The organism is Streptomyces telluris (assembly GCF_024519335.1).
Taxonomy (GTDB): Bacteria; Actinomycetota; Actinomycetes; order Streptomycetales; family Streptomycetaceae; genus Streptomyces; species Streptomyces telluris.
The window spans coordinates 15,979-42,628 of the sequence record NZ_JANIID010000041.1 but is presented as its reverse complement, the minus strand read 5'-3'; the positions used below and the strand labels follow the sequence as shown (position 1 = coordinate 42,628).

Annotated in this window: 18 protein-coding genes and 1 pseudogene; 10 read left to right on the top strand and 9 right to left on the bottom strand. The window is 71.8% G+C overall.

Translation table 11 applies throughout. The annotated features are described in order from the left end of the window. Positions 1–4: 4 nt before the first annotated feature. Complete coding sequence (locus tag NQU55_RS31755; RefSeq protein ID WP_168095270.1) at positions 5–472, bottom strand: hypothetical protein; 468 nt, start codon at positions 470–472, stop codon at positions 5–7. A 474-nt stretch (positions 473–946) separates the two neighbouring features. Here NQU55_RS31755 and NQU55_RS31750 point away from each other — a divergent pair, with 474 nt between their 5' ends. Further along, a complete protein-coding gene (locus tag NQU55_RS31750; protein WP_168095271.1) occupies positions 947–1,192 on the top strand; it encodes a hypothetical protein in 246 nt (81 codons plus the stop codon). A gap of 32 nt (positions 1,193–1,224) precedes the next feature. Here the strand turns inward: NQU55_RS31750 and NQU55_RS31745 are convergent, their stop codons facing one another. The 3 genes from NQU55_RS31745 to NQU55_RS31735 all read right to left on the bottom strand — a co-directional run bounded on the left by NQU55_RS31745 (position 1,225) and on the right by NQU55_RS31735 (position 4,208). Further along, positions 1,225–1,608 (bottom strand): DUF6294 family protein, encoded by a 384-nt coding sequence (locus NQU55_RS31745; RefSeq protein WP_168095272.1) that lies wholly within the window; start codon positions 1,606–1,608, stop codon positions 1,225–1,227. A gap of 262 nt (positions 1,609–1,870) precedes the next feature. Then, positions 1,871–3,604 carry an amidohydrolase gene (locus tag NQU55_RS31740; protein WP_240976817.1) on the bottom strand — a complete coding sequence of 578 codons (1,734 nt, stop codon included), beginning with the start codon at positions 3,602–3,604 and terminating at the stop codon, positions 1,871–1,873. Positions 3,605–3,770: 166 nt separating this feature from the next. Then, positions 3,771–4,208, bottom strand: a complete 438-nt coding sequence (locus tag NQU55_RS31735) for a glutaredoxin domain-containing protein (RefSeq protein WP_168095273.1) — start codon at positions 4,206–4,208, stop codon at positions 3,771–3,773. A gap of 345 nt (positions 4,209–4,553) precedes the next feature. Between NQU55_RS31735 and NQU55_RS31730 the strand changes: the two are divergent. The 4 genes and pseudogenes from NQU55_RS31730 to NQU55_RS31715 all read left to right on the top strand — a co-directional run. Beyond that, positions 4,554–4,815: pseudogene (locus tag NQU55_RS31730) on the top strand (hypothetical protein); the annotation flags it as partial. 576 nt (positions 4,816–5,391) lie between these two features. Beyond that, entirely contained in the window at positions 5,392–5,841 is a 450-nt protein-coding gene (locus NQU55_RS31725; protein WP_256791607.1) for an NUDIX hydrolase, read from the top strand. A 104-nt stretch (positions 5,842–5,945) separates the two neighbouring features. Further along, entirely contained in the window at positions 5,946–8,000 is a 2,055-nt protein-coding gene (locus tag NQU55_RS31720) for an ATP-binding cassette domain-containing protein (protein ID WP_256791606.1), read from the top strand. A 44-nt stretch (positions 8,001–8,044) separates the two neighbouring features. After that, positions 8,045–8,680, top strand: coding sequence for an NUDIX domain-containing protein (locus NQU55_RS31715; protein ID WP_240977076.1), 636 nt, complete (start codon positions 8,045–8,047; stop codon positions 8,678–8,680). 12 nt (positions 8,681–8,692) lie between these two features. On the opposite strand, the gene NQU55_RS31710 is transcribed toward NQU55_RS31715, so the two are convergent. Beyond that, entirely contained in the window at positions 8,693–9,955 is a 1,263-nt protein-coding gene (locus tag NQU55_RS31710) for an MFS transporter (RefSeq protein ID WP_256791604.1), read from the bottom strand. A gap of 102 nt (positions 9,956–10,057) precedes the next feature. On the opposite strand from NQU55_RS31710, the gene NQU55_RS31705 reads away from it, so the two are divergent. Next, positions 10,058–10,510, top strand: coding sequence for a winged helix-turn-helix transcriptional regulator (locus NQU55_RS31705; RefSeq protein ID WP_256791603.1), 453 nt, complete (start codon positions 10,058–10,060; stop codon positions 10,508–10,510). 66 nt (positions 10,511–10,576) lie between these two features. Here the strand turns inward: NQU55_RS31705 and NQU55_RS31700 are convergent, their stop codons facing one another. After that, positions 10,577–11,419, bottom strand: a complete 843-nt coding sequence (locus NQU55_RS31700; RefSeq protein ID WP_256791602.1) for a helix-turn-helix transcriptional regulator — start codon at positions 11,417–11,419, stop codon at positions 10,577–10,579. 29 nt (positions 11,420–11,448) lie between these two features. Next, the gene (locus NQU55_RS31695; RefSeq protein ID WP_168096749.1) at positions 11,449–12,540 is read right to left on the bottom strand and encodes an alcohol dehydrogenase catalytic domain-containing protein; all 1,092 of its coding nucleotides are present in this window, start codon (positions 12,538–12,540) and stop codon (positions 11,449–11,451) included. Between the two features lie 242 nt (positions 12,541–12,782). Here NQU55_RS31695 and NQU55_RS31690 point away from each other — a divergent pair, with 242 nt between their 5' ends. Continuing rightward, positions 12,783–13,712 (top strand): oxidoreductase, encoded by a 930-nt coding sequence (locus tag NQU55_RS31690; protein ID WP_168096748.1) that lies wholly within the window; start codon positions 12,783–12,785, stop codon positions 13,710–13,712. A gap of 119 nt (positions 13,713–13,831) precedes the next feature. Continuing rightward, positions 13,832–14,011: a hypothetical protein gene (locus tag NQU55_RS31685; RefSeq protein ID WP_256791601.1), complete on the top strand. Its 180-nt coding sequence runs from the start codon at positions 13,832–13,834 to the stop codon at positions 14,009–14,011. Positions 14,012–14,128: 117 nt separating this feature from the next. On the opposite strand, the gene htpG is transcribed toward NQU55_RS31685, so the two are convergent. Both htpG and NQU55_RS31675 read right to left on the bottom strand, forming a co-directional pair. Further along, entirely contained in the window at positions 14,129–16,066 is a 1,938-nt protein-coding gene (gene htpG, locus NQU55_RS31680; RefSeq protein WP_256791599.1) for a molecular chaperone HtpG, read from the bottom strand. A gap of 125 nt (positions 16,067–16,191) precedes the next feature. Further along, on the bottom strand, positions 16,192–16,887 hold the full coding sequence (locus NQU55_RS31675) for a thioesterase II family protein (RefSeq protein WP_256791622.1): 696 nt from the start codon (positions 16,885–16,887) through the stop codon (positions 16,192–16,194). A 338-nt stretch (positions 16,888–17,225) separates the two neighbouring features. On the opposite strand from NQU55_RS31675, the gene NQU55_RS31670 reads away from it, so the two are divergent. Both NQU55_RS31670 and NQU55_RS31665 read left to right on the top strand, forming a co-directional pair. Beyond that, positions 17,226–24,899, top strand: a complete 7,674-nt coding sequence (locus tag NQU55_RS31670; RefSeq protein ID WP_256791597.1) for a type I polyketide synthase — start codon at positions 17,226–17,228, stop codon at positions 24,897–24,899. Continuing rightward, positions 24,896–26,443 (top strand): MFS transporter, encoded by a 1,548-nt coding sequence (locus NQU55_RS31665; RefSeq protein WP_168094321.1) that lies wholly within the window; start codon positions 24,896–24,898, stop codon positions 26,441–26,443. The genes NQU55_RS31670 and NQU55_RS31665 overlap by 4 nt, the downstream gene beginning before the upstream one ends. Positions 26,444–26,650: the final 207 nt, after the last annotated feature.

Here is a 26,650-nt window from a genome sequence, read left to right as displayed (position 1 = left end):
CAGCTCACGCCAGGAGGTCCTCGCCCGGCTGCGCCCGCAGGCCGGCGTTCTCCGCGGCCAGCGCCTCGTAGTGCGAGCGCAGCACAGTGATGTAATCGGAGCCCTCGCGCACCGGGCTGTCCACGCGATCCGGCCGGCGCAGTCCTTCCACCACGGCCTGCGTGATCTGCCTCTGTGCCTCCTTGAGTTCCTCCGGCACGGGCCCGTAGCGGATCACCCGGCTCGCCGAGGCGTTGTACCGCACGTCTTGGATGTCCGGGGAGACCAGCACGGTCACGGCGTCGCGCAGCGCCCAGCGGACGCCGAGCTCCAGGTAGACGTTGGGATTGGCACCGCTCAGGTCGTCGATGTAGACGTCGGCGTCCATGGCTTCGCGGAACATCGAGCGGTGAACCGACCCCATGGACGTCTTCTCCTTCTCGATGACCAGGTGCGTCTCGCAGCCCAGCGCCTCTCCGACGAGGACCGCCACCGGCTCCAGCAGCTGCCGGCGGATCTCCGGGCCCCGGCTTGCACGTCGGCTTGCGTCTCGGCTTGCATCTCAGCCGCCGGGCCGGCGGTGACCTGCTTGGCTGAGCTCTGAAGGAACTGGAGGGCGCTCCAGCGACCGCGCCAGACCTCGACTCGGGGATCCCTCAGCGGGACAGGGCGGTGGCCACCGTCGGTGAAGCCCAGCAGGGTCTGCACGAGCGCGAGCAGCAGATCGAGTCGCGGCAGACGCTTGCCCTGCAGCACGTCGCTCACGGGTCGACGGAGGCAGCGGGCGCCCGGTGGGGGCATGCCGTTCGATCTCACGCAGAGCGGGCCTTCCGTGCTGGATCTGAAGCGCTCTCAAGTCCGCCGCCAGCTCCGCGAGCCCCTGCTGGACATCCACTCGGCCACCCCTGACGCCTGTCCCGGCTTCCCAGGATAGGGAGACCACCCGGCCGTCGGATGGCGTCCGGTCATGTCTGGAACGCTGCGGAACGCTACGGAAGCACAGATCACGAACGGTCCGACTCCGGCCCCCGGCCGGGGAGCGCGTGCCACGGCTCGTACCGCTCTCGCCGAGCGCACACTCGACTTCATCGCCCTGGTGACCCTGCTTGCAGCAGTCACCGCGGTGTTCCTGCCGGCCGGACCTCAAGCCTTCGCCGCCGTCACCTCCGTCGGCACAGGGCTGTTCGCCGCCTGGCGCGGACACCGGCGATAGAGCCGTCCGACGCCCGGGCTGACCCTCTGGGCTCAGCAGCTGTAGTGCTGCACGACTCCGGCGATCTCGTTGAAGACTGACGAGTCGTAGATGAACTCCCGCGACCAGTGGTACAGCGGCGGCGGGTTGCCGTCGTCCATCTCCGGGCTGTCGAACGTGGGCGTCTCGAACAGGGTCAGCCCTCCGGCATTGCGGACCGTGAACCGGGCGTGCCAGATGTCACCGGTGCTCGTCGAGAACGTCCGGGTCGTGCAGCTCCACGTCCCCGAGTCGTCCGTCCGGAACTCGATGCGCCCGTTGCTCTGTTCACAGTCGCCGGACCGCAGGACTCCCCAGACGAATGCCCTCGACGCGAAGTCCCCTGGCGGAACCTCGACAGGCTCCCCCGCAGCACTCGACCCGATGCACTCCCCCATGCCATCCCCCTCTCCCGCCCCACGCCGCCGGAAACGGGACGTGACGACGCCCTCCCTCCAAAAGGCTACTCAGGGCAGCGGAAAAGAGAAGATACATCGGGAGAAAATCACATTCACGGGATACATCCTCTTATGTGACTGGTCGTGAGTCCAAGGCGAGGCGGTAGTGCGTGTCGTTCGGGGGTTGAGGGCCCGCCGCTGGTGTCCGGGGCCGCAACACCCGCGGCGGGCCTGGGCCGACAGCCTTGGCCGGCGACCGCTATCAGGCTTCGTGGACGATCCGGCCGTCGAAGACCGTCATGGCCACGGGCAAACCGGTGATCTCGTCCGGGGGCGTGGTGCGCAGGTTGTCTCCGAGCACGCACAGGTCGGCCACCTTGCCCACGCTCACCGAGCCCTTCCAGCTCTCGGCGAAGTCCTGCCAGGCACCGGCCGTGGTGTAGGCGGCCAGTGCCTGCTCCAGGGTCAGGCGCTGCTCCGGCCCGTGCACGTCGCCGCAGGTACCGCGCCGGGTCATCAGGGCCTGTATACCTGCGCGCCAGTTCGGCGCGTTCACCGGGGCGTCCGAACTGCCGAGGAGCGGCACACCGGCGTCCACCGCCGAGCGCCACGGCAGGAAGGCGTCGCCGGCTGGTCCCTGCGCCGCCCGGTGGATCGCGTTGGCCCAGCTTTGCGCCTGCGGCCCGAGGCCGATGCGGTACCTGGCCATCGTGGGCAGGAGGCTCTCGGGGACGAACGCGCCGTGCATCGCGATGTGACGGGCGTCGGCCCGCGGGTGGCGGCGCAGGGCGGCGGTGAACGCGTCCACGACGGTGGGCACCCACCGGTAGCAGTGCACCCCCACCTGGTAGCCGGCGGCGTGGGCGATACGGACCATCTCGGCGAGTTCGGCCGCCCGCTCCTCGTTCGTGTTCCCGGCGACCAGCAGGTCGCCGCCGCTGTCGGAGAACAGCTTGACGCCGCGCACCGCGAACCGGCGGGGGTCGACGCCTGTCGGCGGCGTGAACTCGCGCAACGCCTTGTCGACCGCGGCGGCGGATCCGCCGGACTGGGAGCAGGGCAGGAACAGCGCGCTCACCCGCGCGTCGAGGGTGCCGGCCCGGGCCAGGTCCACGTAGGCGTTGAGGGTCTCGATGCCCTGGGTGCCGCCGCCGAGCCCGTCACCGCCGGGCCCGAGGCCCGGGTCGGTGAAGCTGGTGATTCCCTCCGCCCGCAGGCGGGTGAGCGCGTCCTGGATCGCCTCCTTGCGCTGCTCCCGGGTGCGGGGCGGGAGCAGCAACTGGACCAGCGCCTGCGCTCCGTAGCGCAGGACGCCGGTGGGCCGCCCGTTGGCGTCGTAGTCGACGCCGGGCTTCCTGGTTCCGTTCGGCCCGACGTCGGTGATCCCGGCGAGTTCGAGGGCCCGGGAGTTGACCGCGCTGACGTGATAGCCGCTGTCCTGGAGGAAGACCGGGTGGTCCGGCGACACGCGGTCGAGGTCGTCGCGGTTCGGCTCCCGGCTCTCGGCCAGCCGGGCGGGGTTCCACCCCGCGCCCCGGATCCACTCCCCCGCAGGAGTGCGTCCGACCTCGGCTGCCACTGCGGCGACGATGTCGGCGACGGACTTCGCTGCGGCCGGGCCGAGGTCGAGCGCGTACGGCGGAAGGTTCAGCCGGTACACCGCTGCGTGCAGATGGGTGTCGTTGATGCCGGGGGTCAGCGTCCGGCCGCGCAAGTCCACCGTCTCGGCACCTCTGCCGGCGAGCGCCCGCGCGCCGGAGTCCGAGCCCACGTAGACGATCCTGCCCGCCCGGACGGCCACGGCCGTCGCTCGCGGCCGCCTCGGGTCCATCGTGATCACATCGCCGTTGTGGAACACCAGGTCCGCCACGCCCGATTCGGAGGCGGCGGCCCGCCCCGTACCACCGAGCAGCGAGGCGGCCGCAGCGGCTCCTAACAGGCGGCCGACGCCTCGCCGGGACATCGTTGCGGGCAGGCGTATGCCAGGTGAAGTCATGGGTAATTCTCCTGTTTTATAGCTATTTGAACAAGAAGCTGGGGACGAACGGAGGATCTTCCGGTGAAGGGAGATTCGTCAAGGGGCCGAGTCCTCCCACGGTGAAGACGAGCTCCATGCCCGTAGAACCACAAGGAGGACTCTCCTGATCTGGAACCGCTCCCCATCACTCGGAGGGAGAGAGCTGTTCGCGCACCCATTCAGGATCGGGGTTGGCGTGCGGCCGGCCGGCCGCGACGACGGTCGGCACGGTCTCATTGCCGTCGTTGGCCGCCCTCACCGCTGCCGCGCCGGCCGGGTCACGCCAGATGTCGACCCAATACAACTGGCGGGCGCTACGGCCCAACCGAATGCGCAGGCGCAGGCAGTACTTGCAGCCCGACCGCCAGAAAACAACCGGCCGGCCATCGACCGCGCTGCGGCGTTGCGCCTCCAGCGCACCGATCGACTTCGGGAAGACCAGAGGGGAGTGCACGCCTGCGAGCAGCACGAACAGCAGCAGGGGTGCTGTGGCTGCCCCGGGGCTCCCCGTGAAGATCAACCCAGCCGCAAGGACTGACCCACAAAGCACAAGCAGCAACGGCAGGATCCAAGCGCGCATCATGAAGACGCAGGCTATCGACGAGTCGAAATGCTGCTCGAATCGGGCCGCTCGCCGCTCGCAGAACGACCCTGCGCGGGCTGCCCTGACCGGCCCGGGCCCGGATCGCGGGACGGGCCCGGGCCGACGATCCGTCGGGGCGGGCTCCCGTCCCGCCTGTCGGGGGACTTGGCGCGCCTGGTCGACTACGGCCAGGGCGGTGATCCGGTCCAGCAGCCGCGCCACCGCTCCTCCGGCTCCACCTTCTCGCGGGCGCGCCATGGCTCCAGGAGGGTCTCAAGGCGCCCGACGCACTCGGCCGGATCGGCCCGCCCTCCGCCCGCGCCCTTCCCTCGACTGCGGGGAGGGGCCGCGGAAGACGAGAACCTGACCGAGCCGCTTGCGGACATGCCTACTGCCCTCGCTGCTCGTGGCCTGCGGCTGCCGGCCTCCGATGAGTGGGGAGCACGCCTGCGGAGCCGGTGCCGACACCCTGTTCCGCTGGGGCAACGACTGCCCCCTCGACCGCATCCCCCACGGGGACCACACCGGCCCGCAGAACCAGCTGAGCGCGTTCGGCCTGCGCATCGCCTACGACACCTACCGCAGGGAGCTGACGAGAGACGTCACCGAGGGTGCCTCGCCCGCTACGGTGCGGTGCGGTGCGGTAAAGGCTCCGGAACCGCTCGTGCGCACGAGCCTCGCAATACCCCGCAAGGGTGAGTGGCCCCGCACGGGTGGTTCGAAAATGTCGCCGCGCCACCGAAGCCCAGGTGCATCCTGAGGCGCGGACGATCGTCGAATTTCTGTTCCCACGTTCGCCCGAACATACCCGTGACGGGCCTCTGATCAGCAGCGTTGTTCCGGGCGCCCACCTCGACTGCTCCTCAAGGAGGCTTCGTGAGGACCCCTGCGCGCGTCATGCCGCCTTACGCGTCACATTCGAACTCCGTCCTTTCAGTGGTTGACCAGGGGGCACGGGCGCGGTTGACAATCTCTTCGCTGAATTCGACGTGCCGTGGCGGCCATCGGAGTGACGGGTACGGCCGCCGGGCCGCCTTCGCTCGCGGCCGCGCCGTCGAGAGCGGCCCGTGAACGGCCTATGGCCTACGGCCTATGCCCTATGGCTTACGCCTTACGTCTTACGGCCGGTCGAGGCGTCCACGCAGCCGCCGCGGCACGACCGTGTCATAGGAGAGGAGACCCTATGTCGTTCCAGCCGAACATTGTCGGCGCGCATCTGGTGTTCGAGAACAAGGGACACGTCCTGTTGGGGTTACGGACGCCCGACGCGCTGTTCGCTGCGAATGTCTGGCATGTTCCGGCAGGGCATGTGGAGTGGGAGAGCGCGCGGGCCTGTGCCGTACGGGAGGCCGAGGAGGAGCTCGGCATCACCGTCGCCGAGCCCGACCTCGAGCTCGTGCATGCCGTGCATCTGCTGGACGCCGGCGACGCCGAAGCCGTACCGCGGTTGCAGCTGTTCTTCCGCGTGCACCGATGGCACGGTGAACCGCAGCTGATGGAACCGGACCGGTGCGTGGAGTGGCGATGGTGGCCTTTGCACGCTCTGCCCGAGCCGACGGTGGAGTACACGGTCGCGGCGTTGGAGGGCATAGCGCACGGTTGGCCGTACACGGACGTTGGCTGGATCCGGTGACATCAAGCGATGCCGCAGGCGGCGGACCGCGCTCGGACGGGTGACGCCCCGGCGCCGGCCATGGGAACTTCCCACGTCAGTCGGGTTCGTTGTCGAGGGTGAGGGTGAGGGGGAAGGGGAACGCAGTGAGTGAGGCGGATAGCCAAGGGGCGCAGAACCACCATGAGGCGGATATCCCCGGTCCCCGCCAGGGTCAGGGTGCACTGCTGCCGCTTCCTCCGGAAAGCGCCGCGGCGGCGCCGGAGGGCGGGGAGGTCGGTGATGAGCTGAAGAGCGCGTACTGGATGCAGTGGGACGGGGAAGCCGCCCGCACCAGTGTGTGGCGGATTCTCGCCCGGCTTCCGGCGATCAGCCGCAGGGTGCTCGGCTTGGCTTACCGGGCCGATGCGGGGGCCACCGTCATGGTCGTGGTGCTGCAGCTGGCCTCGGCGTTGATGAGCGCTTTCGGGCTCCTGGCCTCGGTGCGCGTGCTGTCGGCGCTTTTCGCCCAGGGGGCGACCTCCGAGCGCATCCACCACGCCCTTCCCTCACTCGCGCTCGTCGCCGGCTTGATGGCGGCGCAGGGGCTGCTCGACTTCGGTGTAGCCCGCGGACAGGCCGCGCTCACCCCGAAGGTCCGGCGCGCGGTGGAGCAGGAGTTCTTGCGGCTGAACTGCCATGTGCGCCTGGAAGCGGTGGACGATGCTGCCTTTGCTGACGAGGCGCACAAGGCCAACGATCGCGGGCTGTACTACATGCGCGAGGCCGTGCCGCAGCTGATCCAGCTCGCGCACGCCGTACTCGGCCTGACCGGGGCGGCCGGCGTTCTGGCCGTCCTGCACCCTGCGTTGCTCCCCCTTCTGGTGCTCTCCGTGGTTCCTCAGGGGTACGCGGCGGTGCGCTCGGCGCGGGCGCAGTTCCTCTCTCACAGCCGTTACAGCACGCTTCAACGCCGTATCCGTCTGTTCACCTGGATCCTTCTCGACCGCGAGTCGGCCCCGGAGGTACGGGCCTCCACGGCGCAGCAGGCGTTGCTGGAGGAACACGAGCGTTTCGCCCGCCGGATCGAGGAGGAGGATGCGCGTCTGGGGCGGCAGGAGGCGAACGTCTCGCTGTGGGGGCGTGCGGTGGGTGGCCTGGCCGTAGGGGCGACGTACGGGGTGCTGGGGTGGATGACGGCGACGGGCTGGCTGCCGTTGGCGGCGGGTGGCGGGGCGTTTCTGGCGATCCGCTCCAGCCGGGGGACGCTGGTGAGCGTCGTGCTGGCGATGCACCAGATGTACGAGCACGCCTTGTGGATCGACGATCTTGAGCGGCATCTGGAGCGCTGCCGTGCCCTGCAGCCGCACCGTACGGGCCGGCGCCTTGCCGACCGGGTGAAGACCATTACCGTCACGGGCGTTCGCTACGCCTATCCCGAGACCGGACGGGACGCGCTGCGCGGGGTGTCGATGACGCTGGCGGCGGGCTCCACGGTGGCGTTCGTCGGGGCGAACGGGTCGGGCAAGTCGACGATGGCCAAGCTCCTGGCAGGGCTGTACACGCCGAGCGGGGGCAGCATCTCCTGGGACGGCGTGGAGGTGCGGGAGGTGGATGCCGAGAGCATCCAGGCCCGGGTCGCCATGGTGCTCCAGGATCCGGTCGCGTGGCCGCTGTCGGCGCTGGCCAATGTCACGATCGGCGCGGGGACCATCACCGAAGCCGACCCGCAGCGGGCTCTTGCGGCGGTGACCGAGTCCGGCGCGGACCGCGTCATCGCCGACCTGCCGCAGCAGTGGGCCACCCCGCTGTCCAAGCGCTTCAAGAACGGCCAGGAACTGTCCGGCGGGAACTGGGCCAAGGTGGCCGTGGCCCGGGGCCTGTACCAGGACGCCGCCGTCCTGGTGCTGGACGAGCCGACGGCCAACATGGACGCCCGCGCCGAACACGCCGTCTACGAGGCCGTCCTGCACGGCCGACGCCGACCGGACCGCATCACCATCCTGATCTCCCACCGTCTCAGCAGCGTCACCGGCTGCGACGCCATCTACGTCTTCCGCGACGGGCACATCATCGAATCCGGCACCCACCAGGACCTGATGAACCACACCACCGCCGACGGCGAACCCGGCGAGTACCGGCAGATGTTCACCCTCCAGGCCACCGCCTACCAGGCAGGGGCTGTGCCGGGAGAGGAATAGAGGTGAATCGGAATCACCGTCACCGAACCGGAAGGATGTCGTCCATGGCGCTGCACGAGCACGACTCCGAGGAGAGAGAGGAGGACAGTGGCCCGATGCCGCGCAGAATGACCGATGCCCAGTACTTGGCGAGCCGCGGCCTGCTGTGGAGCGGCGTATCGGCCCTTTTCACGGACGGCCGTGGCCGCGTGCTCCTCGAGGACGTCACCTACCGACCGGTGTGCCTGCTGCCGGGCGGCGCCGTCGACGCCGACGAAGCGCCGTCGGCGGCCATCACACGCGAGGTCCATGAGGAACTCGGCCTCGCCCGCCGCGAGGCGTGGGAAGAGGCCCGGGTGCGCCTCAGCGAGCCGTTCTACCTCGGTTACCTCGACGACGACACCGGCAACCGGCGCTGCGCCCGGGCCCGGTACGCGGCCGCGATCGCCGGTTGGGAACCTCCCACACTTGATGAGGCCACCGGCCAGATGTACGCGCGGCTCCTGGCCGCACCCGAGCAAGCCGCCCAGCTCTTCGACTGGGGAGCCGAGGCAGCGTCCCAGCTCGCCGCCGTGCACACCGCCCGGGAGAAGCTCGGTCTGCCGACCCCGGCCTGGCAACCGCTCACCGAACTCCCCCCCGCGCCGAGCCCCCGACCCCCACGGCTCAGTAGCACCGCCCAGGCGGACACAGGCGGCTGACGGAACAGTCGCTCAGACTTCGCTTCGAGAGGCCGTGGCGGCAGAGTCAGGGGCAATGTGTCCAGTGAACGCCCACAGCCCGAGCCCCAGGCAGCTGAACCCGGCGCCCAGTGCGCATACGGCGCCCCAGCCGGCCGCCGTGTACAGAGACGTCGCGGCGAGGGCGCCGGTGGCGCTGCCGATTGAGTAGAAGACCATGTATCCGCCGATCAGTCGGCTGCCCGCATCCGGGTGCAACGCGTAGATCAGGGTCTGGTTGGTGACGTGGACCGCCTGCACGGCGAGGTCGAGGAGGACCACCCCTACGACCAGGGCCCAGAGCGAGCTGCGGGTGAAGGCCAACGGCAGCCACGAGGCGGCCAGCAGCGCCAGGGCGATGCCGGTGGTCCGCCGGGAGAGTCCGCGGTCGTTCAGGCGGCCCGCCACGGTTGCGGCCAGGGCGCCGACGACACCGATGAGCCCCAGCGCCCCGATCGCACTGTGAGGCAGGAAGTACGGGGCCTCGCTGAGCGGCAGTGCGATGCTGCTCCACAGGGTGCTGAAGGCGGCGAAGATCAGCAGACCGAACAGGGCCCGGAGCCGTAGCAGCCGTTCCTGTGCGAACAGGGTGATCGTGGAGCGCAGGAGCTGTCCGTAGCGCAGGGTCGTCGGCGGAGCGTCGCTGGGGCGCGGCAGTACTCGGTACAGGACCAGGGCGAGCAGCGCGGTGAGCGCCGCCGAGGAGAGGTAGACGGAGCGCCAGCCGGCGAGATCGGCCATGATGCCGGATGCGGTGCGGGCGAGCAGGATGCCGGTGACCACGCCGCTGGTGACCAGGCCGACGACCCGACCGCGCCCGGCGGGAGGGGCCAGTGATGCCGCGAAGGCCACCAGCGTCTGCGTGACGACCGCGAACAGCCCCGTCGCGGCCATGCCCGCGAGGAGGATCGCCGCCGTGTGGGCAGCGGCCACCACGGTCAGTGCCGTCACCAGGAGCAGTAACTGGGCCACGATGAGCCGCCTGCGATCGGCGATGTCGCCCAGCGGCACGAGGAGGAACAGCCCCAGCCCGTATCCGACATGCGTGAGGGTGACCACGCTGCCGACGAGCGCCGGGCTCATGGCGAGGTCGTGGCCCATGGTCACCAGGAGTGGCTGGGAGAAGTAGACGTTGGCCACCGCCGCCCCGCAGGCGACGGCGAACAGTATGACGACGCGACGAGACAGGACGAACGCGGAACCTTCCCCGCTTCGGGCCTCGGCCGGTCGTGTCAGAGCCTCACAGTTGCCGGGCATCAGCACTCCTCCGCACATCTGGTTTCATCTTGCTACCAATGGCGGTGACGGTAGCCCGCCTTGGTAGCATGTTGCAACCACTATGAGAGCGAGAGGGACGCCATGGTGACCAGGACGCGCTTCGACGACAGCGAATGCCCTGTCGCCCGGTCGGTGGACGCGATCGGCGACTGGTGGTCCCTGCTGATCGTGCGGGACGCCTTTGACGGAAGCCGGCGCTTCGGGGAGTTCCAGCGCAGCCTCGGCGTGGCGAAGAACATCCTCACCGCGCGTCTGCGCACGCTGGTCGCCGGTGGCGTCCTCGAATCCGTACCCGCCTCGGACGGCAGCGCCTACCGCGAGTACGTACTGACTCCGAAGGGCAAGGCGCTCTTCCCCGTCATCGTGGCACTGCGGCAGTGGGGCGAGCAGAATTTCTTCGCCCCCGGCGAACCGCACTCGGAGTTGGTCGACCGCCGGCAGGGACATCGCCTCCGTGCACTGGAAGTGCTGTCTGAGGACGGGCGGCGACTGGATCCCGAAGACACCACCGTCCACAAGGTGTCCACCCCGTGATCTGCGCCGGAAACACCGGAGACGCCCCGGAGACGCCGGAGACCCGGTGCCCGCGCGCCGCTCTGTTCAGGCGGTGAAGGACTGGTTGCCCAAGACGTGGAGGAAGGCCAGGCGTTCGGCGGCGTCCGTGCCGGGCTGGGGCCGGTAGAGGAAGAGGCGGTTGCCGGTGTTCGGGCTGAGGACGACGTCGCACTGGAGGTCCAGGCGTCCTGCCCGCGGGTGGAGGAGCGCCTTGCGGCAGGAACGCACGGTGGCGACCTCGCCCAGCTCCCACAGGGCCGCGAATTCCGTGCTGGCCTTGAGGAGTTCGCCGACGAGGGCCTGCCCTGCGGGGTGGTGGCCGTGCCGGAAGACCGCCGAGCGCAGGTCGGCAACGAGGAGGCGGCCGACCGCCTCGCGCTCCTCCTCGGGGTAGATGCCGCGCACCTCGGGCCGGGTGAACCAGGCCCAGGCGCCGTTGCCCTCGCGCCCGGGCAGCCCCACCAGCGGGCCGAGCAGGGCGGCGGCCATCGGATTCTGCAGGACGACGGTGCCGAGCTCGTCGACGATCTGAGCCGGGGTGTCCTTGAGCGCGTCCAGGATGTGCATCAGGCCGGGGTCGGCGTAGCCGTCGGTGGCCGGGCCCTGCGGGGGCTGGTAGCCGGCGACCGCGTAGAGGTGGTCGCGTTCGTCGGTGGACAGGCGCAGGGACCGGGCGAGGGAGGCGAGCAGCGATTCGGAGGGGCTGACGCCACGAGCCTGTTCGAGGCGCTCGTAGTAGTCGGTGGAGATGTTCGCCAGCATCGCCACCTCCTCCCGCCGCAGCCCGGGGGTGCGGCGGCGGCCGCCGGGCACGAGACCGACGTCGGCCGGTCGCAGGGCTTCGCGACGGGCTCGCAGGAAACGGCCGAGTTCGGTGCGGTCGGTCATGAGACGTGCTCCGTCGTACGGGGAGGGTGTCAGTGGCCGGTGGTGAGGACCATGCGGAAGCGGGCCTTGCCGCTGCTCATCCGCTCGACGGCGGCGGCGGTGTCCTCCAGCCGCATCTCCTCGGTCCAGGCGCGTACGCCGGTCTGCGCGGCGAAGCGGAGGGTGTCCTGGGTGTCGAGGGCGGCGCCGGAGGAGTGCGCGTAGACCCTGCGGTCGCCGTTCAACAGCTGCAGGCCGCTGAGCTGGAGCCGGTCGGGAGAGACACCGACGATGATCAGCTCGCCGCGCCGTCCCAGGCCGTCGACGGTGGCGGACATGGCGCCGGCGTCGGTGACGGTGGCCAGGACCACCTTGGCCGCGCCGAGCGCCCGGAGCCGCCCGGCGACGTCGCCTTCGGTGCTGTCGATGTAGTGGGCGGCGCCGAGCCGGTGCGCGAGCTCCTTCTTCTCCTGGCCGCGGGCGATGGCGATGGTACGGAAGCCCATGGCACGGGCGAACTGAACGCCCAGGTGACCGAGCCCGCCCAGGCCCAGGACGGCGACGGTGTCCCCGGGGCGGGCGGCCGAGCGGCGCAGCGCGTTGAAGACGGTGACGCCCGCGCAGGCCAGCGGGGCGGCCTCGACCGCGGTCAGCTCGTCCGGGATCGCGGCCAGGGCCATGGCGGGGACGACGATCGAGTCGGCGTAGCCGCCCGGGTAGGCGGCGCCGGGGACGGCGAGCTGCCGGCACAGGATCGCGTCGCCGTCGCGGCAGGCGTCGCAGCGGCCGCAGCTTCCGCCGTACCAGCCGACGGCGACCCGGTCGCCGACCTGCCGGCCCTCCACGCCCTCCCCGAGGGCGTCGATGTGGCCGGCGATCTCGTGACCAGGTGTGACGGGGAAGGACGTACCCGGCAGGACGCCAGCCCCGACAAGAAGGTCGGAGTGGCACACTCCGCACGCCTCGACCGTGATCCGCACGGCGCCGGGGCCGGGCTCGGCGGCAGCGACCTCTACCAGCCGGGGTGCGGCCCCGGGCTCGGAGATCTGAACCGCGCGCAGCGACGTGGCGGGAGCGAAGGCCGATGAGGTCGAAAGGGTTGAGGAGGTCGAGGTGGTCGAGGTGGGCGAGGAAGCAGACATGGAGGTAACCCTTCGTAGCGGCACGAGGCGAGGGCGCCTTGCGTGCTGGCTTCTCCAGTCTTGACCGGTTACACGCCGTTATCCACGGTCTGCTGGTCCGACGATAACCGCGCCGTGGATAGCAGCGGGCATCCGGGTGACGGTGGGATCAGTGCCGGAGCCCCCGCAGGTGGCCGACCGGCGACCCACACCCCGGGCGGCCTGCAGCCGCCTCCCGCTCCCGAAGCCAAGGAATCAACCCCATGTCCAAGTGGACCAGCGCCCGGATCCCCGACCAGACCGGCCGCACCTCCCTCGTCACCGGCGCCAACAGCGGCCTCGGTTTCCAGACCGCCCGCGAGCTCGCCCGCCACGGCGCCCACGTCGTCATGACCGCCCGCAGCCGCACCCGCGGCGCCGAAGCCGTCACCCGGATCCTCGCCGAGCAGCCGACCGCGAGCGTCGAGCTGCGCCTCCTCGACCTGGCCGACCTCGACTCCGTCCACGCCTTCGCCCGGAAGATCTCCGACGACGGCCTGCCCATGGACCTGCTGGTCAACAACGCCGGCATCATGTGGCCCCCGCGCACCCTCACCCGCCAGGGCCACGAGCTGCAGTTCGCCACGAACCACCTGGGCCACTTCGCCCTCACCGGCCTGCTGCTGGGCAGCCTGGAGAAGTCCGCCGCCCAGGGCCGCGACACCCGCATCGTCACCATCAGCTCGGTCGAGCACCGGGGCGGCAAGATCTTCTTCGACGACCTCACCGGCGAACACGGCTACTCCCCGCGCACCTACTACTCCCAGTCCAAGCTCGCCAACACCCTCTTCGGCCTGGAACTCGACCGCCGGCTGCGCGCCACCGGCTCCACCGTCCGCAGCATCCTCACCCACCCCGGATACTCCAGCACCAACCTCCAGTCCAGCGGCCCGACCGGAGCGCTCCGCTTCGCCTTCGCCAAAATCGCCAACCCGCTCCTCGCCCAGCCCGTCGAGAAGGGCGCCTGGAACCAGCTCTACGCCGCCACCGCGCCCGGCGTCCAAGGCGGCCGGTTCATCGGCCCCGACAGCCGCGGCGAACTCCGCGGCCACCCCACCACCGTCCAGCCCGACCGGGCAGCCCAGGACCTCGACGTCGCCCGGCGCCTGTGGGAGACCTCAGAGAACCTCACCGGCATCCGGTACGCCCTGTAGAGCAAGGGTCACAGTGGGCACCGGGCGGTGGGTGCAGGAGGGCGGGATGCGCTGCCCGCACATGCGTGTGAGCCTGAGAACGAGGGCTGAAAGGACGAGAGAGATGGGGGTTGGGGGTCATGTCCTGGCTGAGGAAGCACAAAAAAGAGACGCATGCCGCCGAAGACAAACGCGAGCAGCGGGACAGCGCGGCCGAGGCCGCAAAGGCACGGGAGGAGAAGAAGGACGACGCCTATAAGACGCCGCCCGAGCAGGACGTTCTCGGCTGGGGGCACTATCACGACTATCCCCCGGACTGATCCGGCCGGACCGCGGGTCAGAACCTGGCCGCCGGCGGCCTCACCACCGGCAGCCCGGCTGCCTGCGGCCTGCCCGTCACATCCCGGGGCAGGCCGCCGACACTTGGCGCAGCCGGTTTACAGCGCCCGCTCCAGACGGTCCGCCATCAGCTTGACGAACCGGGCCGGCTCCTTCGGCTGACCGCCCTCGGCGAGCACCGCCAGGCCGTGCAGGAGCTCGGCGGTCTCGGCGAGCGCCGCGCGGTCCTCGCGCTCGTTGTACGCCTGGTTGAGGCCCTTCACCAGCCGGTGGTCCGGGTTGAGCTCCAGGATCCGCTTGGCGCTGGGCACCTCCTGGCCCATCGCGCGGTACATGTTCTCCAGCGCCGGGGTCAGGTCGTGCGCGTCGGAGACGACGCAGGCGGGGGAGACGGTGAGGCGGGAGGACAGGCGCACCTCCTTGACGTCCCCGTCCAGCTGCTCCTTCATCCAGCCGAGCAGCCCGGCGTACTCCTCGGTCTGCTTCTCCCGCTCGTCGTCGGAGCCGTCCTCGTCCTGGGCGTCGAGGTCGATCCGGCCCTTGGCGACGGAGCGCAGCTTCTTGCCCTCGTACTCGCCGACGGCGTCGGCCCACACCTCGTCGACGGCATCGGTGAGCAGCAGCACCTCGATGCCCCGGTCCCGGAACGCCTCCATGTGCGGGGAGTTCTCGATGCTCTGCCGGGACTCGCCGGCCAGGTAGTAGATGTCCTCCTGCCCGTCCTTCATCCGCTCCACGTACTGCTTGAGCGTGGTCGGCTCGGTGTCGTGGTGCGTGCTCGCGAACGACGCGACGGAGAGGAGGACGTCGCGGTTCTCCGGGTCGGTGACCAGTCCCTCCTTCAGGACCGTGCCGAACTCCCGCCAGAACGTGGCGTAGCGGTCCTGGTCCTTGGTCATCATTTCCTTGACCGTGGACAGGACCTTCTTCGTCAGCCGTCGCCGCATCATCTCGATGTGACGGTCCTGCTGGAGGATCTCGCGGGACACGTTGAGCGAGAGGTCCGCCGCATCGACGACGCCCTTGACGAAGCGGAGGTACGGCGGCAGCAGCGCCTCGCAGTCGTCCATGATGAACACGCGCTTGACGTACAGCTGCACGCCGCGCTTGGAGTCCCGCGCGAAGAGGTCATGGGGTGCGTGGGCGGGGAGGAACAGCAGGGCCTGGTACTCGAAGGTGCCCTCCGCCTGGAGCCGGATCGTCTCCAGCGGGTCGCGCCAGTCGTGGCCGATGTGCTTGTAGAGCTCGTGGTACTCGTCGTCGGTCACCTCGCCGCGCGGGCGGGCCCACAGCGCCTTCATGGAGTTGAGCGTTTCGGCTTCGGGCGCGTCGGCTCCGGGCGTCTCGTCGCTCTCGCCGGCTGTGGCGGAGCCGTCGGGGCCTGCGGGCACCACCATCCGGATGGGCCAGGTGATGAAGTCCGAGTACCGCTTGATGATCTCCCTGATCTTCCACGGGGAGGTGTAGTCGTGGAGCTGGTTCTCCGGGTCGGCCGGCTTGAGGTGAAGCGTGACCGAGGTGCCCTGCGGCGCGTCGTCGACCGTATCCAGCGTGTACGTGCCCTCGCCGCGCGACGTCCAGCGGGTGCCCCGGCTCTCGCCGGCGCGCCGGGTCACCAGGGTGACCTCGTCCGCCACCATGAAGCCTGCGTAGAACCCGACGCCGAACTGGCCGATGAGCCCCTCCGCTCCGGCCGCGTCCTTGGCCTCCTGAAGCTCCTGGAGGAACTTGGCGGTGCCCGAGTTGGCGATCGTGCCGATGAGCCGCCCGACCTCGTCGTACGACATGCCGATGCCGTTGTCCTGCACCGTGAGGGTGCGGGCGTCCGCGTCGACGTCGATGTCGATGTGCAGATCGGACACGTCGGCGTCGAGCGAGTCGTCCCACAGCTTCTCGAGGCGCAGCTTGTCGAGCGCGTCGGAGGCGTTGGAGACGAGCTCCCGCAAGAAGACATCTTTGTTCGAGTAAACCGAGTGGATCATCAGCTGCAGCAGCTGACGGGCCTCTACCTGAAACTCAAAGGTTTCAGTCGACATGTTCGCGAATACCTCACAGGTCCTGTCGCCAGATCTGACGGAAGCCACTGTAAAACACCATGTCAGGGCAGTGACTGGAATGTGGTGGCAGTGGCCGGTTCCCCGCGGTGCGTCCCAGGAGGCCGCTACAGACTCTCGCGCAGTGCGCCGGTGATGGGGCCGATGGCCTGAGGGGAGCTGACGCAGTGGTGGGGCACGGGGAGCGTGTGGTGGGTGAGGGTGTGGTGGGTCATCGGTTGCCATCGCCGGGCCGAGGCCGCGGGGATGATGGCGTCGTCGCGGGCCGACCATACGGTGATGGGGTAGGCCAAAGGCCTGGGGTGCGGGCCGTACGTGTAGGTGTCGATCAGGGCGAGGTCGGCGCGGACGGCTCGCAGCATGGCGCCTCGCTCAGGCGTGTCCGTCCGGCCGGGCAGCGGGATGGCCAGCCTTTCGGTGAGAGCGACCAGAGAACCGTCCGTCATGGAACTGCTGTTGAGATCGAAACTCGCGTATTCGGAGGGTGAGAAGGCGGCGCACACATGCAGGGCGAGGGCCGGGCGACGGCGTTGCTGGAGGTGCCAGGCGACCTCGTACCCGAGCAGCGCCCCCAGGCTGTGCCCGAGGATCAGCAAAGGCTCCGTCGTGTGAAGGAGCACGTTGTCGGCGAGTTCGGCGGCGAAGCCGACGAGGCCGGGTCCCGGTCCGGCTGCCGGCTCCTCTCCTGTGGCGGTCCCGCGGCCCGGGTACCGGGCCGTCAAGGGCCGTAGCTTCGGTGCGAGATGATGCGGCCAGAGCGAGAAGTCGCCGACGTCACCGCCCAATCCGGGGAGCAGCAGCACGGCCGCCTCCGGCCCGGGCCATCCGCCTCCGGCGGGTAGTTCCCACAGCGGGCCGTCGCCGAGTGCTCTGCCTCTCAACGGCGTCCCCTCCCCCCTTCGATGCCGTAGCACCCTCGCCACGCCGTGCGCGCCGCTCCAACAAGGGAGGCTTCCCCGGACCCGGCCCGTCGAGTGCCCATTCCACTCTTTCGTGGGATGACCCGGTCACCACTCTGCTTCGAGTTCCTCCAGGGGAAGGATCTCGGGTACGGGGAGCCCAGCGGGTACTGATGGGGGTCACTGTGGAGCGTGCGGTGAACGTCCGTGGTGGTGGCAGCGTCCACACCCATGATGTGGCTGTGGTCGGGATCTCCTGTCGCTTCCCGGGCGGTGTGAACGACCTCGGCTCGCTGTGGTCGGCTCTGATCGAGGGCCGGGACCTGGTCACGCGCGTACCGGCCGGGCGCTTCGACGCGGACGAGTTCACGGACGCCGACCCGCGGCGGCCCGGGCGCAGTTACACGGCCGCCGCGGGGGTTCTCGACGACGTCGCGGCCTTCGACGCGGACTATTTCTCGCTCTCCCCGCGCGAGGCGGCCCGCATGGATCCGCAGCAGCGGCTGCTGCTGGAGCTGGCCGCCGAGAGCCTGGACGACGCCGGTCTCGATCCGGCGGATCTGGCCGGGTCGGGCACCGGGGTCTTCGTCGGGGTGTCCAACCACTCCTACGGGAACCTCCAGCTCAGCCGCCCGGAGACCATCGACCGGCACACGATGACCGGATTGGCGAACGGCAACACGGCGGGCCGGGTCTCGCACGCCTTCGACCTGCGCGGCCCGAGCCTGGCGGTGGACACCGCCTGTTCGTCCAGCCTGGTGGCCCTGCACCAGGCGTGCGGGTTCCTCACCGCGGGCGGGGAGCTGGCACTGGCGGCGGGGGTCAACGTCCTCGTCGGCCCGCACGAGTTCGTCGGCTTCGCCAAGGCGTCGATGCTTTCGCCCACCGGCCGGTGCCGTGCCTTCTCCGCTGCCGCCGACGGGTTCGTGCGCGCCGAGGGCGGTGCGGTCCTCGTCCTCAAGCCGCTCGACCGGGCACTCGCCGACGGCGACCGCGTCCACGCCGTGATCGCGGCGACCGGCACCAACAGCGACGGCCGCACTCCGGGCCTGGCCCAGCCCAGCGCCGAGGCGCAGGCCGCCCTGCTGCGCCAGGTGTACGGCGCGCCCGGCCTCGATGCGGGCGAGCTGGTGTACATGGAGGCGCACGGCACCGGCACCCCGGTGGGCGATCCCCTGGAGTGCGAGGCCGTCGCGGCGGCGCTGGCCGGCAGGTGCTCACCGCAGCGGCCGCTGCCGATCGGGTCGGTCAAGACCAACCTGGGGCATCTGGAGTCCGCTTCGGGGCTGGCCGGGCTGCTCAAGGCCATTCTCGTCCTGCGGCACCGCATCGTCCCGCCGTCCCTGCACGGGCTCCCGGTCAACCCGGCCATCGACTTCGCCCGCCTGGGGCTCGCGCCCGTGCCCGCAGCGCTGCCTCTGCCCCGTACCGCAGGCGGTCTGGTGGGCGTGAACTCCTTCGGATTCGGCGGCTCCAACGCCCACGCCGTCCTCACCCCCTCCCCCGGGCCCGCCGCGCGGCAGGATCCGCCCGCAGGTCCCCGGCCCGTCCTGGTCAGCGCCCGCAGCCCCGCCGCCCTCGCCCGGGCCGCCACCGGGCTCGCCGACCACCTCGACGCCACGGATCCGGATGCGCGCGCGTTCTACGACGTCGCGCACACCACGCTCCGGCGGCGCGGCCGGCATGCCTGGCGCGCGGCCGTCGTCGCCTCCGACGCACGCACCGCCGCTGCCCGCCTGCGGGCAGCGGCCGACACGCCCGCACAGGGGCTCGCGAGCGGTGAGGTCGCCTTCGTCTACAGCGGCAACGGAGCCCAGTGGGCGGGAATGGGGCGCCGGCTCCTGGCCACCGCGGCCTCGGAGGCTGCGGGCGACAGTACGTCCGGGGTGGCTGCTTTCCGGCGCGCTGTCGACGAGACCGACGCGGCCTTGTCGCCTCTGCTCGGCTGGTCCGTGCTCGATGAGCTGGCCGGGGGTGTCGACGCCGCCCGCCTGGTACGGACAGAGGTGGCTCAACCGCTGCTGTTCGCGGTGCAGGTGGGTCTCACGGCCGCGCTGGGAGCCTTCGGGGTGCGCCCGGCGGGAGTGGCCGGGCACAGTGTCGGCGAGGTCGCCGCCGCGTACGCGTGCGGTGCTCTCGACCTGGCCTCCGCCGCGGAGGTCATCGTCCGGCGCAGCCTGGCGCAGGCCCGCACCGCCGGTTCCGGGCGCATGGCGGCCGTGGGCCTGGGCCCCGACCGGACGCGGGAGGAGTTGTCGGCGTTCGGCGACGCACTGGAGCTGGCCGCCGTCAACAGTCCGCAGGACGTGACGGTCGCGGGCGACGAGGCCGCCCTCGACAAGCTGGCCGGGCGGCTGGCCCGGCACGGCGTCCACTTCCGGATGCTCGACCTCGACTACGCGTTCCACACCGCCCGCATGGACCCGATCGAGGCCGGACTGCGAGCCGACCTGGCCGGCCTGCGGCCCCGTCACGAGAGCACGGCGTTCGCCTCCACCGTGACCGGCGGCTTCCACCGGGGCCGGGATCTGACGGCCGAGTACTGGTGGGACAACGTCCGCCGTCCCGTGCACCTGCAGGGCGCGGTCGAGGCCCTGGCGGACCGCGGCTGCGACGCCTTCGTGGAGATCGGCCCGCATCCCGTCCTGGGCCACTACCTGCGCCGTATCCTCGCCGCGCACAGCGAGGGACCCGTCGCGGTCCTGCCCGCCCTCGTACGGGACCGGGACGGCGCCGAGGACCTCGAACGGGCCGTCGCCACGCTGCTCGCCTCCGGTGCCCGCACGGACGCCGGTGTCTTCTTCCCCGTCCCGGGCCGGGTGCGGAGTCTGCCCGCCTACCCCTGGCAGCAGGACCGCCACTGGCACGGCACCCCCGACTGGTTCCGGAACGGCTGCGGTGACGGCCTGCGGCACCACCCCCTCCTCGGCGAGCGCACCGGCCATGCCGAGCCCCTGTGGCAGCTGAGGATCGACCCCGCCCGCCACCGGTGGCTCGCCGATCACGTCGTCACCGGTGCCGTCGTCGTTCCTGCCGCCGCCTTCGCCGAAGCAGCCCTGGGTGCGGGCCGCCTCCACCACGAGGGCCCGGTGCAACTGGAAGACCTCGCCGTCGAACGCGCCCTGACCCTGCCCTTCGACAACCCCGCCATGGACGTCCGCCTCCAGACATCCCTGGACGCGGCCGACGGCCAGGTCCGCATCACCAGCCGCGACGGCACCGGCCCCTGGCGTATGCACACCCGCGCCACGGTGCGTCGGCTCCTGCGGGAACGGCCGCCTGCCGAGGACGTCTCCGCGCTGCGGTCCCGCCTGTCCGGCACCGTCTCCGCAAGTGATGTCCGCGCCGCAGCCGCCGCAGCGGGCCTGGTCTACGGTCCCGCCTTCGGCGTCCTCACCGCCCTGCACGTCGGGGACGGCGAGGTCCTGGCCCGCTACGCACTGCCGGACGTCCCGGAAACCGCCTCGGATCCGGGCGGCCGGGCGGCGTACGTCCTGCCTCCCGTGCTGCTCGACGCGGCGCTTCAGGCAGGGGCGCCGCTGCTCGCCCGGGAAGGCTCCGGGGCCGGGACCAAAGGTACGACCAGGGCCGCATCCGGAACCGGAACCGGGGCCTGCGCAGCCCCCGGCGCCCCCTTCCTCCCTTCGGCCATCGCCGCCCTGCGGGTATGGGACGAAGCCCCCGCCGAGGGCTGGGTGCACGTGCGCAGCCGCGACGCCACCCCTCGCGAGGTGTGCTGGGACATCCGCCTCCTGGACGACCAGGGACGTGTCACCGCCGAAGCCGACGGCTGCCGGCTCCGCCGCTTCGACACCGGCCGCGCCGCTCCCACCCACCTCACCACCGTCCTGCGCGCAGCACCCCTGCGCCGGGGGCCCACGACGCCCGCGCCCGCCGTCCCCGCGCCTCGTGAACTGGCCCGCGCGGCCTACCGTTCCGTCAGCGGACCTGTCTGGGACGCCGCCCGGTACGCCGAGGCCACCCGGCTCGACGACCGGCTCGCCGCGCACTTCACCCTGCGCGCCGTCCGCGCCATTGCCCCCGCAGCCGCCTCGTTCACCCCCGGCAGCCTGATCGCCGCCGGAGTGCTCCCGGTCTACCGCCGCCTGCTGCGCGCCTCACTCGACCAGGCCGAACGGGCCGGCATCATGCGGCGCGGCGAGGACGGGGCCTGGACGGCAGCCGTCCACCCCGATCCCCGCGGTGTTCTCGCGGACTTCGTACGAGCGGTCCCGGAAAGCGTCACGGAAGCGGTGCTGCACACCTACTGCGGCACCACGCTGCCCGACGTGCTCCTCGGCCGCCGCGACGCCGTGGCCCTGCTCTTCGGCGAGAACACCCGCCACTGGGTGGAGAAGTACTACTCCTCCACCACCGTCGTGCGGCGCTGCAACGCCCTGGCCGCCGCCGTCATCCGCGAACTCGTCCGGCGCCGGCCCGCCGACCGCCCGCTGCGCGTCCTGGAAGCGGGCGCCGGCACCGGGGGCCTGACCGCCGAGCTCCTGCGCGTCCTGCCGCCGGAGCGCGTCCACTACACCTTCACCGACCTGTCCGACACGTTCTTCCCGCGCGCCCGCGCCCGTTTCGCCGGGCACGACCACCTCGTCTACCGGCCGCTCGACCTCGACCGCGACCCGGAAGACCAGGGGTACGCACCGGGTTCGTACGACCTCGTGGTGGCCGGCAACGTCCTGCACGCCACCGCCCGGCTGCGGGAGAGCACCGGCCGGATCGCCCGTCTCCTCGACGAGGGCGGGCACCTGGTGACGGTCGAAACCCACGCCCTCGACCGGCTCCTGCCCTGCTTCGGCCCCCTGAAGAGCTTCTGGAACGCCGACGACCCGGACCTGCGCCCCCACTCCCCGCTGCTGACAGCCCTCCAGTGGAAGGAGCTGCTCACCGCGCAAGGGTTCGACGAAGCAGCCCACCTCGGCGTGGACGGGGCGGGCACGGCGGACACCGACTACTCGGTGCTCGTCGCCCGGCGCGATTCCGTATCGGGCGGCCGATCGTCCGCGCCTCACACCAACCTTGCCCGGCCCTCGAACAGCGTACGACCGACCACGCGCACCAGCGCCGACACGAACACCGGCACCACGGAACAGTCACCGCCCCGCGCCCCCACGACGTCCTGGATCATTGCGACCGAGCACCCCGGTGACCCGCTGGCCGAAGCACTGGCCGACGCCCTGAGCGCACCGGACGGCGGCCCGGTGACCGTCGTCCAGACCACCACCGACACCGCCCAGTGGGCCGCCTGCCTGCGCACCGATCCCGTACGGCCGGCTCTTGTCCTCCTTCTCGCCGGCACCGGCGGCCGGGAAACCGGAAGCGACTCCGGCGACACCGGCCCCGCGGTGGCCGGCGACGACCGGAGGGTGCTGACGAACGCCGTCACCCGCACCGCCGTCCTGCGCGCCGTGGCCCAGGCGTGCGCGCAGCTCCCGCACGCTGCCGCCCCCTCGCTGTGCCTGGTCACCCGCCCGTCGGGGGCCCTGCCCACAGCGGGAGCCCGTCCGTTCCCGCCCGACTGCGTGCCGTGGGCGGTGTCCCGCAGCCTCGCCAACGAGAAGCCCAGGCCGGCCGTCAGGCGGCTGGCCTTCGCGCCGGGACCGTCGCCCCGGATCGACGCGCAGCGGCTGGCCCCCGAGCTGATGACGCCTACGGAGGACGACGAGGTCGTCCTCACGCCCGCCGGGCGGTTCGTGCCGCGGCTGCGCGAGCTGCCCGTCCCCACGGTCCCGGCGGGGCGGCGGCCGTACCGCCTGCGCCTGCGCCGGCCGGGGCTCGGGTACGCCCTGGACTGGGTCCCCGCGCCCGACCCGCCGTCGCCCGGCCCGGGCGAAGTGGTGATCGGCGTGCGTGCGGCCGGGCTCAATTACCGCGACGTGCTGCTGGCGTCCGGTTCGCTGCCCCCGGGCGCCGAGCCCTCGATCCCGGACGAGCACGCCCTCGGCCTGGAGGCCGCGGGCATCGTCACGGCCGCCGGGGAGGGGACGTCGCTGCAGGTGGGGGACCGTGTCTTCGCCTGCGCGCCCGGTGCCCTGTCCTCGCACCTCCTCGTGCCCGAGGCGTGCGCCGGACGCATCCCCGAGGGCATGTCGTTCGCCGAGGCCGCGACCCTGCCCGTCGCCTTCTTCACCGTGCAGCACTCCCTGGAGCACCTGGCCCGCCTCACGGCGGGCGAGACAGTACTCGTGCACGGCGCCGCCGGCGGCGTGGGGCTGGCCGCCCTGCAGTACGCGCGACACGTCGGGGCCCGGGTCATCGCCACCGCGGGCAGCCCCGCCAAGCGCACCCTGCTCGAACTGCTGGGCGCCGAGCACGTCCTGGACTCCCGCACGCTCGGCTTCGCCGACCAGGTGCGGGAGCTGACCGGCGGCGAAGGCGTGGACGTCGTCCTCAACTCCCTCGCGGGCGAGGCCCTCGCCCGCAATCTCGACGTGTTGCGTACCGGCGGTCGCTGCGTCGAACTCGGCAAACGCGACATCCACGGCGGCGGGCGGCTGCCCCTGCGCGCCTTCCGCAACAACCTGTCGTTCCACGCCGTCGACGCCCTCCAGATGTTCGTCCGGCAGCCCGAGCAGTCGGCACACCACTTCCGCGGCCTCACCCGGCGCGTCCACCAGGGGGCCTACCGTCCGCTGCCGTACCACCTCCACCCCGCCGACGAGGTCATGGACGCGTTCACGCTGCTGCACCGCTCCCACCACGTCGGCAAGGTCGTCATCGACCTCGCCCCCGCCCCGCGCCTCACCGCGCTCCCCCGGCGTCTGGCCTGCGACCCGGCCGCCACTTACCTGATCACCGGCGGTCTCACCGGCCTCGGTGCCGCCGTCGCCGGTCTCCTGGCGGACCGCGGAGCCCGGCACCTGGCCCTGGTATCCCGCCGCGGCCCCGCCACGCCGGGCGCCGGCGACCTGCTGGACGCGCTGGCCCGCAAGGGGGTCACCGCCACGGCGTACGCCACCGACGTCGCCGACCCCGCCGCGCTCGGCGACGTCCTCGATCGGATCGCCTCCACCGGGTTCCCCTTGCGGGGCGTCGTCCACTCCGCCATGGCCCTGGGCGACGCCCTGCTGACCGAACTCGACGACGGGACAGCCGAATCGGTGCTCGCCCCGAAGCTGCGCGGCACCATGCTCCTGGACCGCCTCACCCGCGGGATCCCCCTGGACTTCTTCGTCGTCCACTCCTCGATCTCCGCCACCGTCGGCCACCGCGCCCAGGCCGCCTACGGCGCCGGCAATCTCGCCATGGAGGGCATCGTCCGCGCCCGGCGCGCCGCGGGCCTGCCCGGCCTGGCCGTCGGCTGGGGCCTCATCGGCGAAATCGGGACCGCGGCCCTGGACGAGGTCAGCAGCGTGCTGGAACGCATGGGCCTCGCCCCCATGCGCACCGGCGACATCCTCGCCTCCCTCGAAGACCTCATGACCCGCCCGCAGCACGGCGGACCCGTCGACGCCGAAGCCGCACGCACCGGTGCCGACCATGACGGCTCCGTCGTGATGGTCGGCCACTTCGACTTCGCCCGCCTCGCCACGGTCCTGCCGACCGCGCGCGGACCGCGATTCGCCGCGGTCCTGCCTGCCGGCCAGGGCACCGCCGGCCACGGGAACACCACCCCGTCCGCCACCGGCCCCGACGACGCACCGGCCCGCAGCACAGCCGAACTCGCCGACCTGCTGACAGCGCTCATCGCCCGCATCACCCACCGCGCCCCCGACCGCATCGAGCGGACACAGGGGCTCGACACACTCGGTCTGGACTCCCTCATGGCCACCGAACTCGTCGTCGCCCTCCAGAGCGAGCTGGCCGTCGAGATTCCCGCCATGGAAGTCGTCGACGCCGGCAGCATCAACGACCTCGCCCGACGCATCCGCACCCTCCTCGGCCCGGCAGCCGACCGCCCATGACACCCCCGCACGCACGCCCCCGCGGCACCGGCCGCCGCACGTCCCCGCGGCTCGCCACGGCCGTGTTGTGCGTCGGGCTGTTCATCCTCGGCATGGACCTCACCATCCTCAACGTGGCCGTCCCCGCCCTGCGCAGCGACCTGCACGCGACCCTGGCCGAGGTCCAGTGGATCGTGGACGGCTACGCCCTGGCGCTCGGCGCCACCGTCCTGGCAGCCGGAAACGTGACCGACCGGGTCGGACGGCGGCGCTCCTTCCTGGCCGGACTGCTCCTGTGCGGAGCCGTCTCCGCGCTCGGGGCGCTCTCCCGCACGCCCGCCCAACTGGTCGCCGCGCGCTGCGGCATGGGGCTCGGTGCCGCCCTGCTGATGCCCGCCACGCTCGCCCTCATCAGCACCCTGCACCACGAGGCCGCGAGCCGGCGGCGGGCCATCGCCGCGTGGACCGCCACCGGCGCCGTCGGCGGCCTCACCGGCCCGCTCGTCGGAGGCCACCTCGTCGAAGCCTTCTCCTGGCGGGCCGCCTTCTGGATCAACGTCCCGCTCACCGCCCTCACCGCCGCGCTCGCGCTCGTCCTCGTGCCCCGCACCGAGCAGCACACCCCCGAAGCCGGCCACCGGAGCATGGACACCGGCGGACTCGCCCTGTCCGCCGGCGGATTCCTCGCCCTCATCTGGGCGGTCATCGAAAGCCCGTCCCTGGGCTGGACCCACCCGGCCGTCCTGACCGCCTACGGACTCGCGGCCGCATTGCTGTCCGCCTTCGTCCGGTGGGAGCGCCGTTCCCCCCACCCGATGCTGCCCCTGCCGCTGCTGCGCGACGCCCGCATCGGCGCGGGCGCGGCCTGCCTCGCCCTGATGTCCCTCACCCTCTTCGGCGCGTTGTTCATCCTCACGCTCTATCTGCAGGGCGTGCTGGGCTGCACCCCGAGCGAGGCGGGCGCACGCATCCTGCCGCTGCCGGGCGGGCTCGCCGCGGGCGCCCTCGCCGCGCCCGCACTCATGTCGCGCCTCGGACGGCGTCCCCCCGTCGTCCTGGGCCTGGTGCTCGTCGCCGCGGCCTTCGCCGTCCAGGCCGGCACCACACCGGAGTCCGGCTACGGACGGGTCGTCGTCTTCACCGGCGTGGCCGGCATCGGCGCCGGCATGGTCGCCTGCGCGGCCACGGAATCCGTCATGGGAGCCGTCCCACCCCGGCGGGCCGCCCTGGGTTCTGCCATCAACGACGCGACCCGCCAGGTCGGCGCGGCACTCGGCGTGGCCGTCCAGGGCTCGGTCCTCACCAGCACCTACACCCACGACCTCCGCACCCGTCTCGGCGGCCGCCTTCCGCCGGGCCCCCTGCCCCTGCCCGGCGCCACCGCGCCGCACACGGCCCCCGGGCCACTGGTCGCCACTGCGCGGGAGGCGTTCGTCAGCGCCGTGACGACCACGGCGTTCACGGCCCTGGCCATCACTCTGGTCACCACACTGGCCGCCTGGTTCTGGCTCCCTTCCGAAGCCCCGGACCGTCTCCCGGAGACAACCGGGGCCCCTGCCCCCTGAACGGAGACCCACCGAACGGTGAGGGGCCTCTGGGCTCACCGCGCGAGCCACCGTCCGCCACCCGGGTCCGCACCCGAAGCCGCCCACCGCCCCGGGCCGCTCGGGTCACCGCGGCGTCGGCGGGTATGGGCTGATGGTCCCGGTCTCCGGGGCGCCTCGGGGACCGGGCGGCCCCTTCTGGTGGGGCATTGGTCCCCGATCTTCCGT

Bases quoted from the DNA above. Each gene is read 5' to 3' on its own strand.
- NQU55_RS31710 (WP_256791604.1), bottom strand. From the start codon at position 9,955: ATGCCCGGCAACTGTGAGGCTCTGACACGACCGGCCGAGGCCCGAAGC.
- NQU55_RS31735 (WP_168095273.1), bottom strand. From the start codon at position 4,208: ATGATGCGCGCTTGGATCCTGCCGTTGCTGCTTGTGCTTTGTGGGTCA.
- NQU55_RS31700 (WP_256791602.1), bottom strand. From the start codon at position 11,419: ATGACCGACCGCACCGAACTCGGCCGTTTCCTGCGAGCCCGTCGCGAA.
- NQU55_RS31725 (WP_256791607.1), top strand. From the start codon at position 5,392: ATGTCGTTCCAGCCGAACATTGTCGGCGCGCATCTGGTGTTCGAGAAC.
- NQU55_RS31690 (WP_168096748.1), top strand. From the start codon at position 12,783: ATGTCCAAGTGGACCAGCGCCCGGATCCCCGACCAGACCGGCCGCACC.
- NQU55_RS31740 (WP_240976817.1), bottom strand. From the start codon at position 3,604: ATGACTTCACCTGGCATACGCCTGCCCGCAACGATGTCCCGGCGAGGC.
- NQU55_RS31750 (WP_168095271.1), top strand. From the start codon at position 947: ATGTCTGGAACGCTGCGGAACGCTACGGAAGCACAGATCACGAACGGT.
- NQU55_RS31745 (WP_168095272.1), bottom strand. From the start codon at position 1,608: ATGGGGGAGTGCATCGGGTCGAGTGCTGCGGGGGAGCCTGTCGAGGTT.
- NQU55_RS31705 (WP_256791603.1), top strand. From the start codon at position 10,058: ATGGTGACCAGGACGCGCTTCGACGACAGCGAATGCCCTGTCGCCCGG.
- NQU55_RS31665 (WP_168094321.1), top strand. From the start codon at position 24,896: ATGACACCCCCGCACGCACGCCCCCGCGGCACCGGCCGCCGCACGTCC.
- htpG (WP_256791599.1), bottom strand. From the start codon at position 16,066: ATGTCGACTGAAACCTTTGAGTTTCAGGTAGAGGCCCGTCAGCTGCTG.
- NQU55_RS31685 (WP_256791601.1), top strand. From the start codon at position 13,832: ATGTCCTGGCTGAGGAAGCACAAAAAAGAGACGCATGCCGCCGAAGAC.
- NQU55_RS31715 (WP_240977076.1), top strand. From the start codon at position 8,045: ATGGCGCTGCACGAGCACGACTCCGAGGAGAGAGAGGAGGACAGTGGC.
- NQU55_RS31695 (WP_168096749.1), bottom strand. From the start codon at position 12,540: ATGTCTGCTTCCTCGCCCACCTCGACCACCTCGACCTCCTCAACCCTT.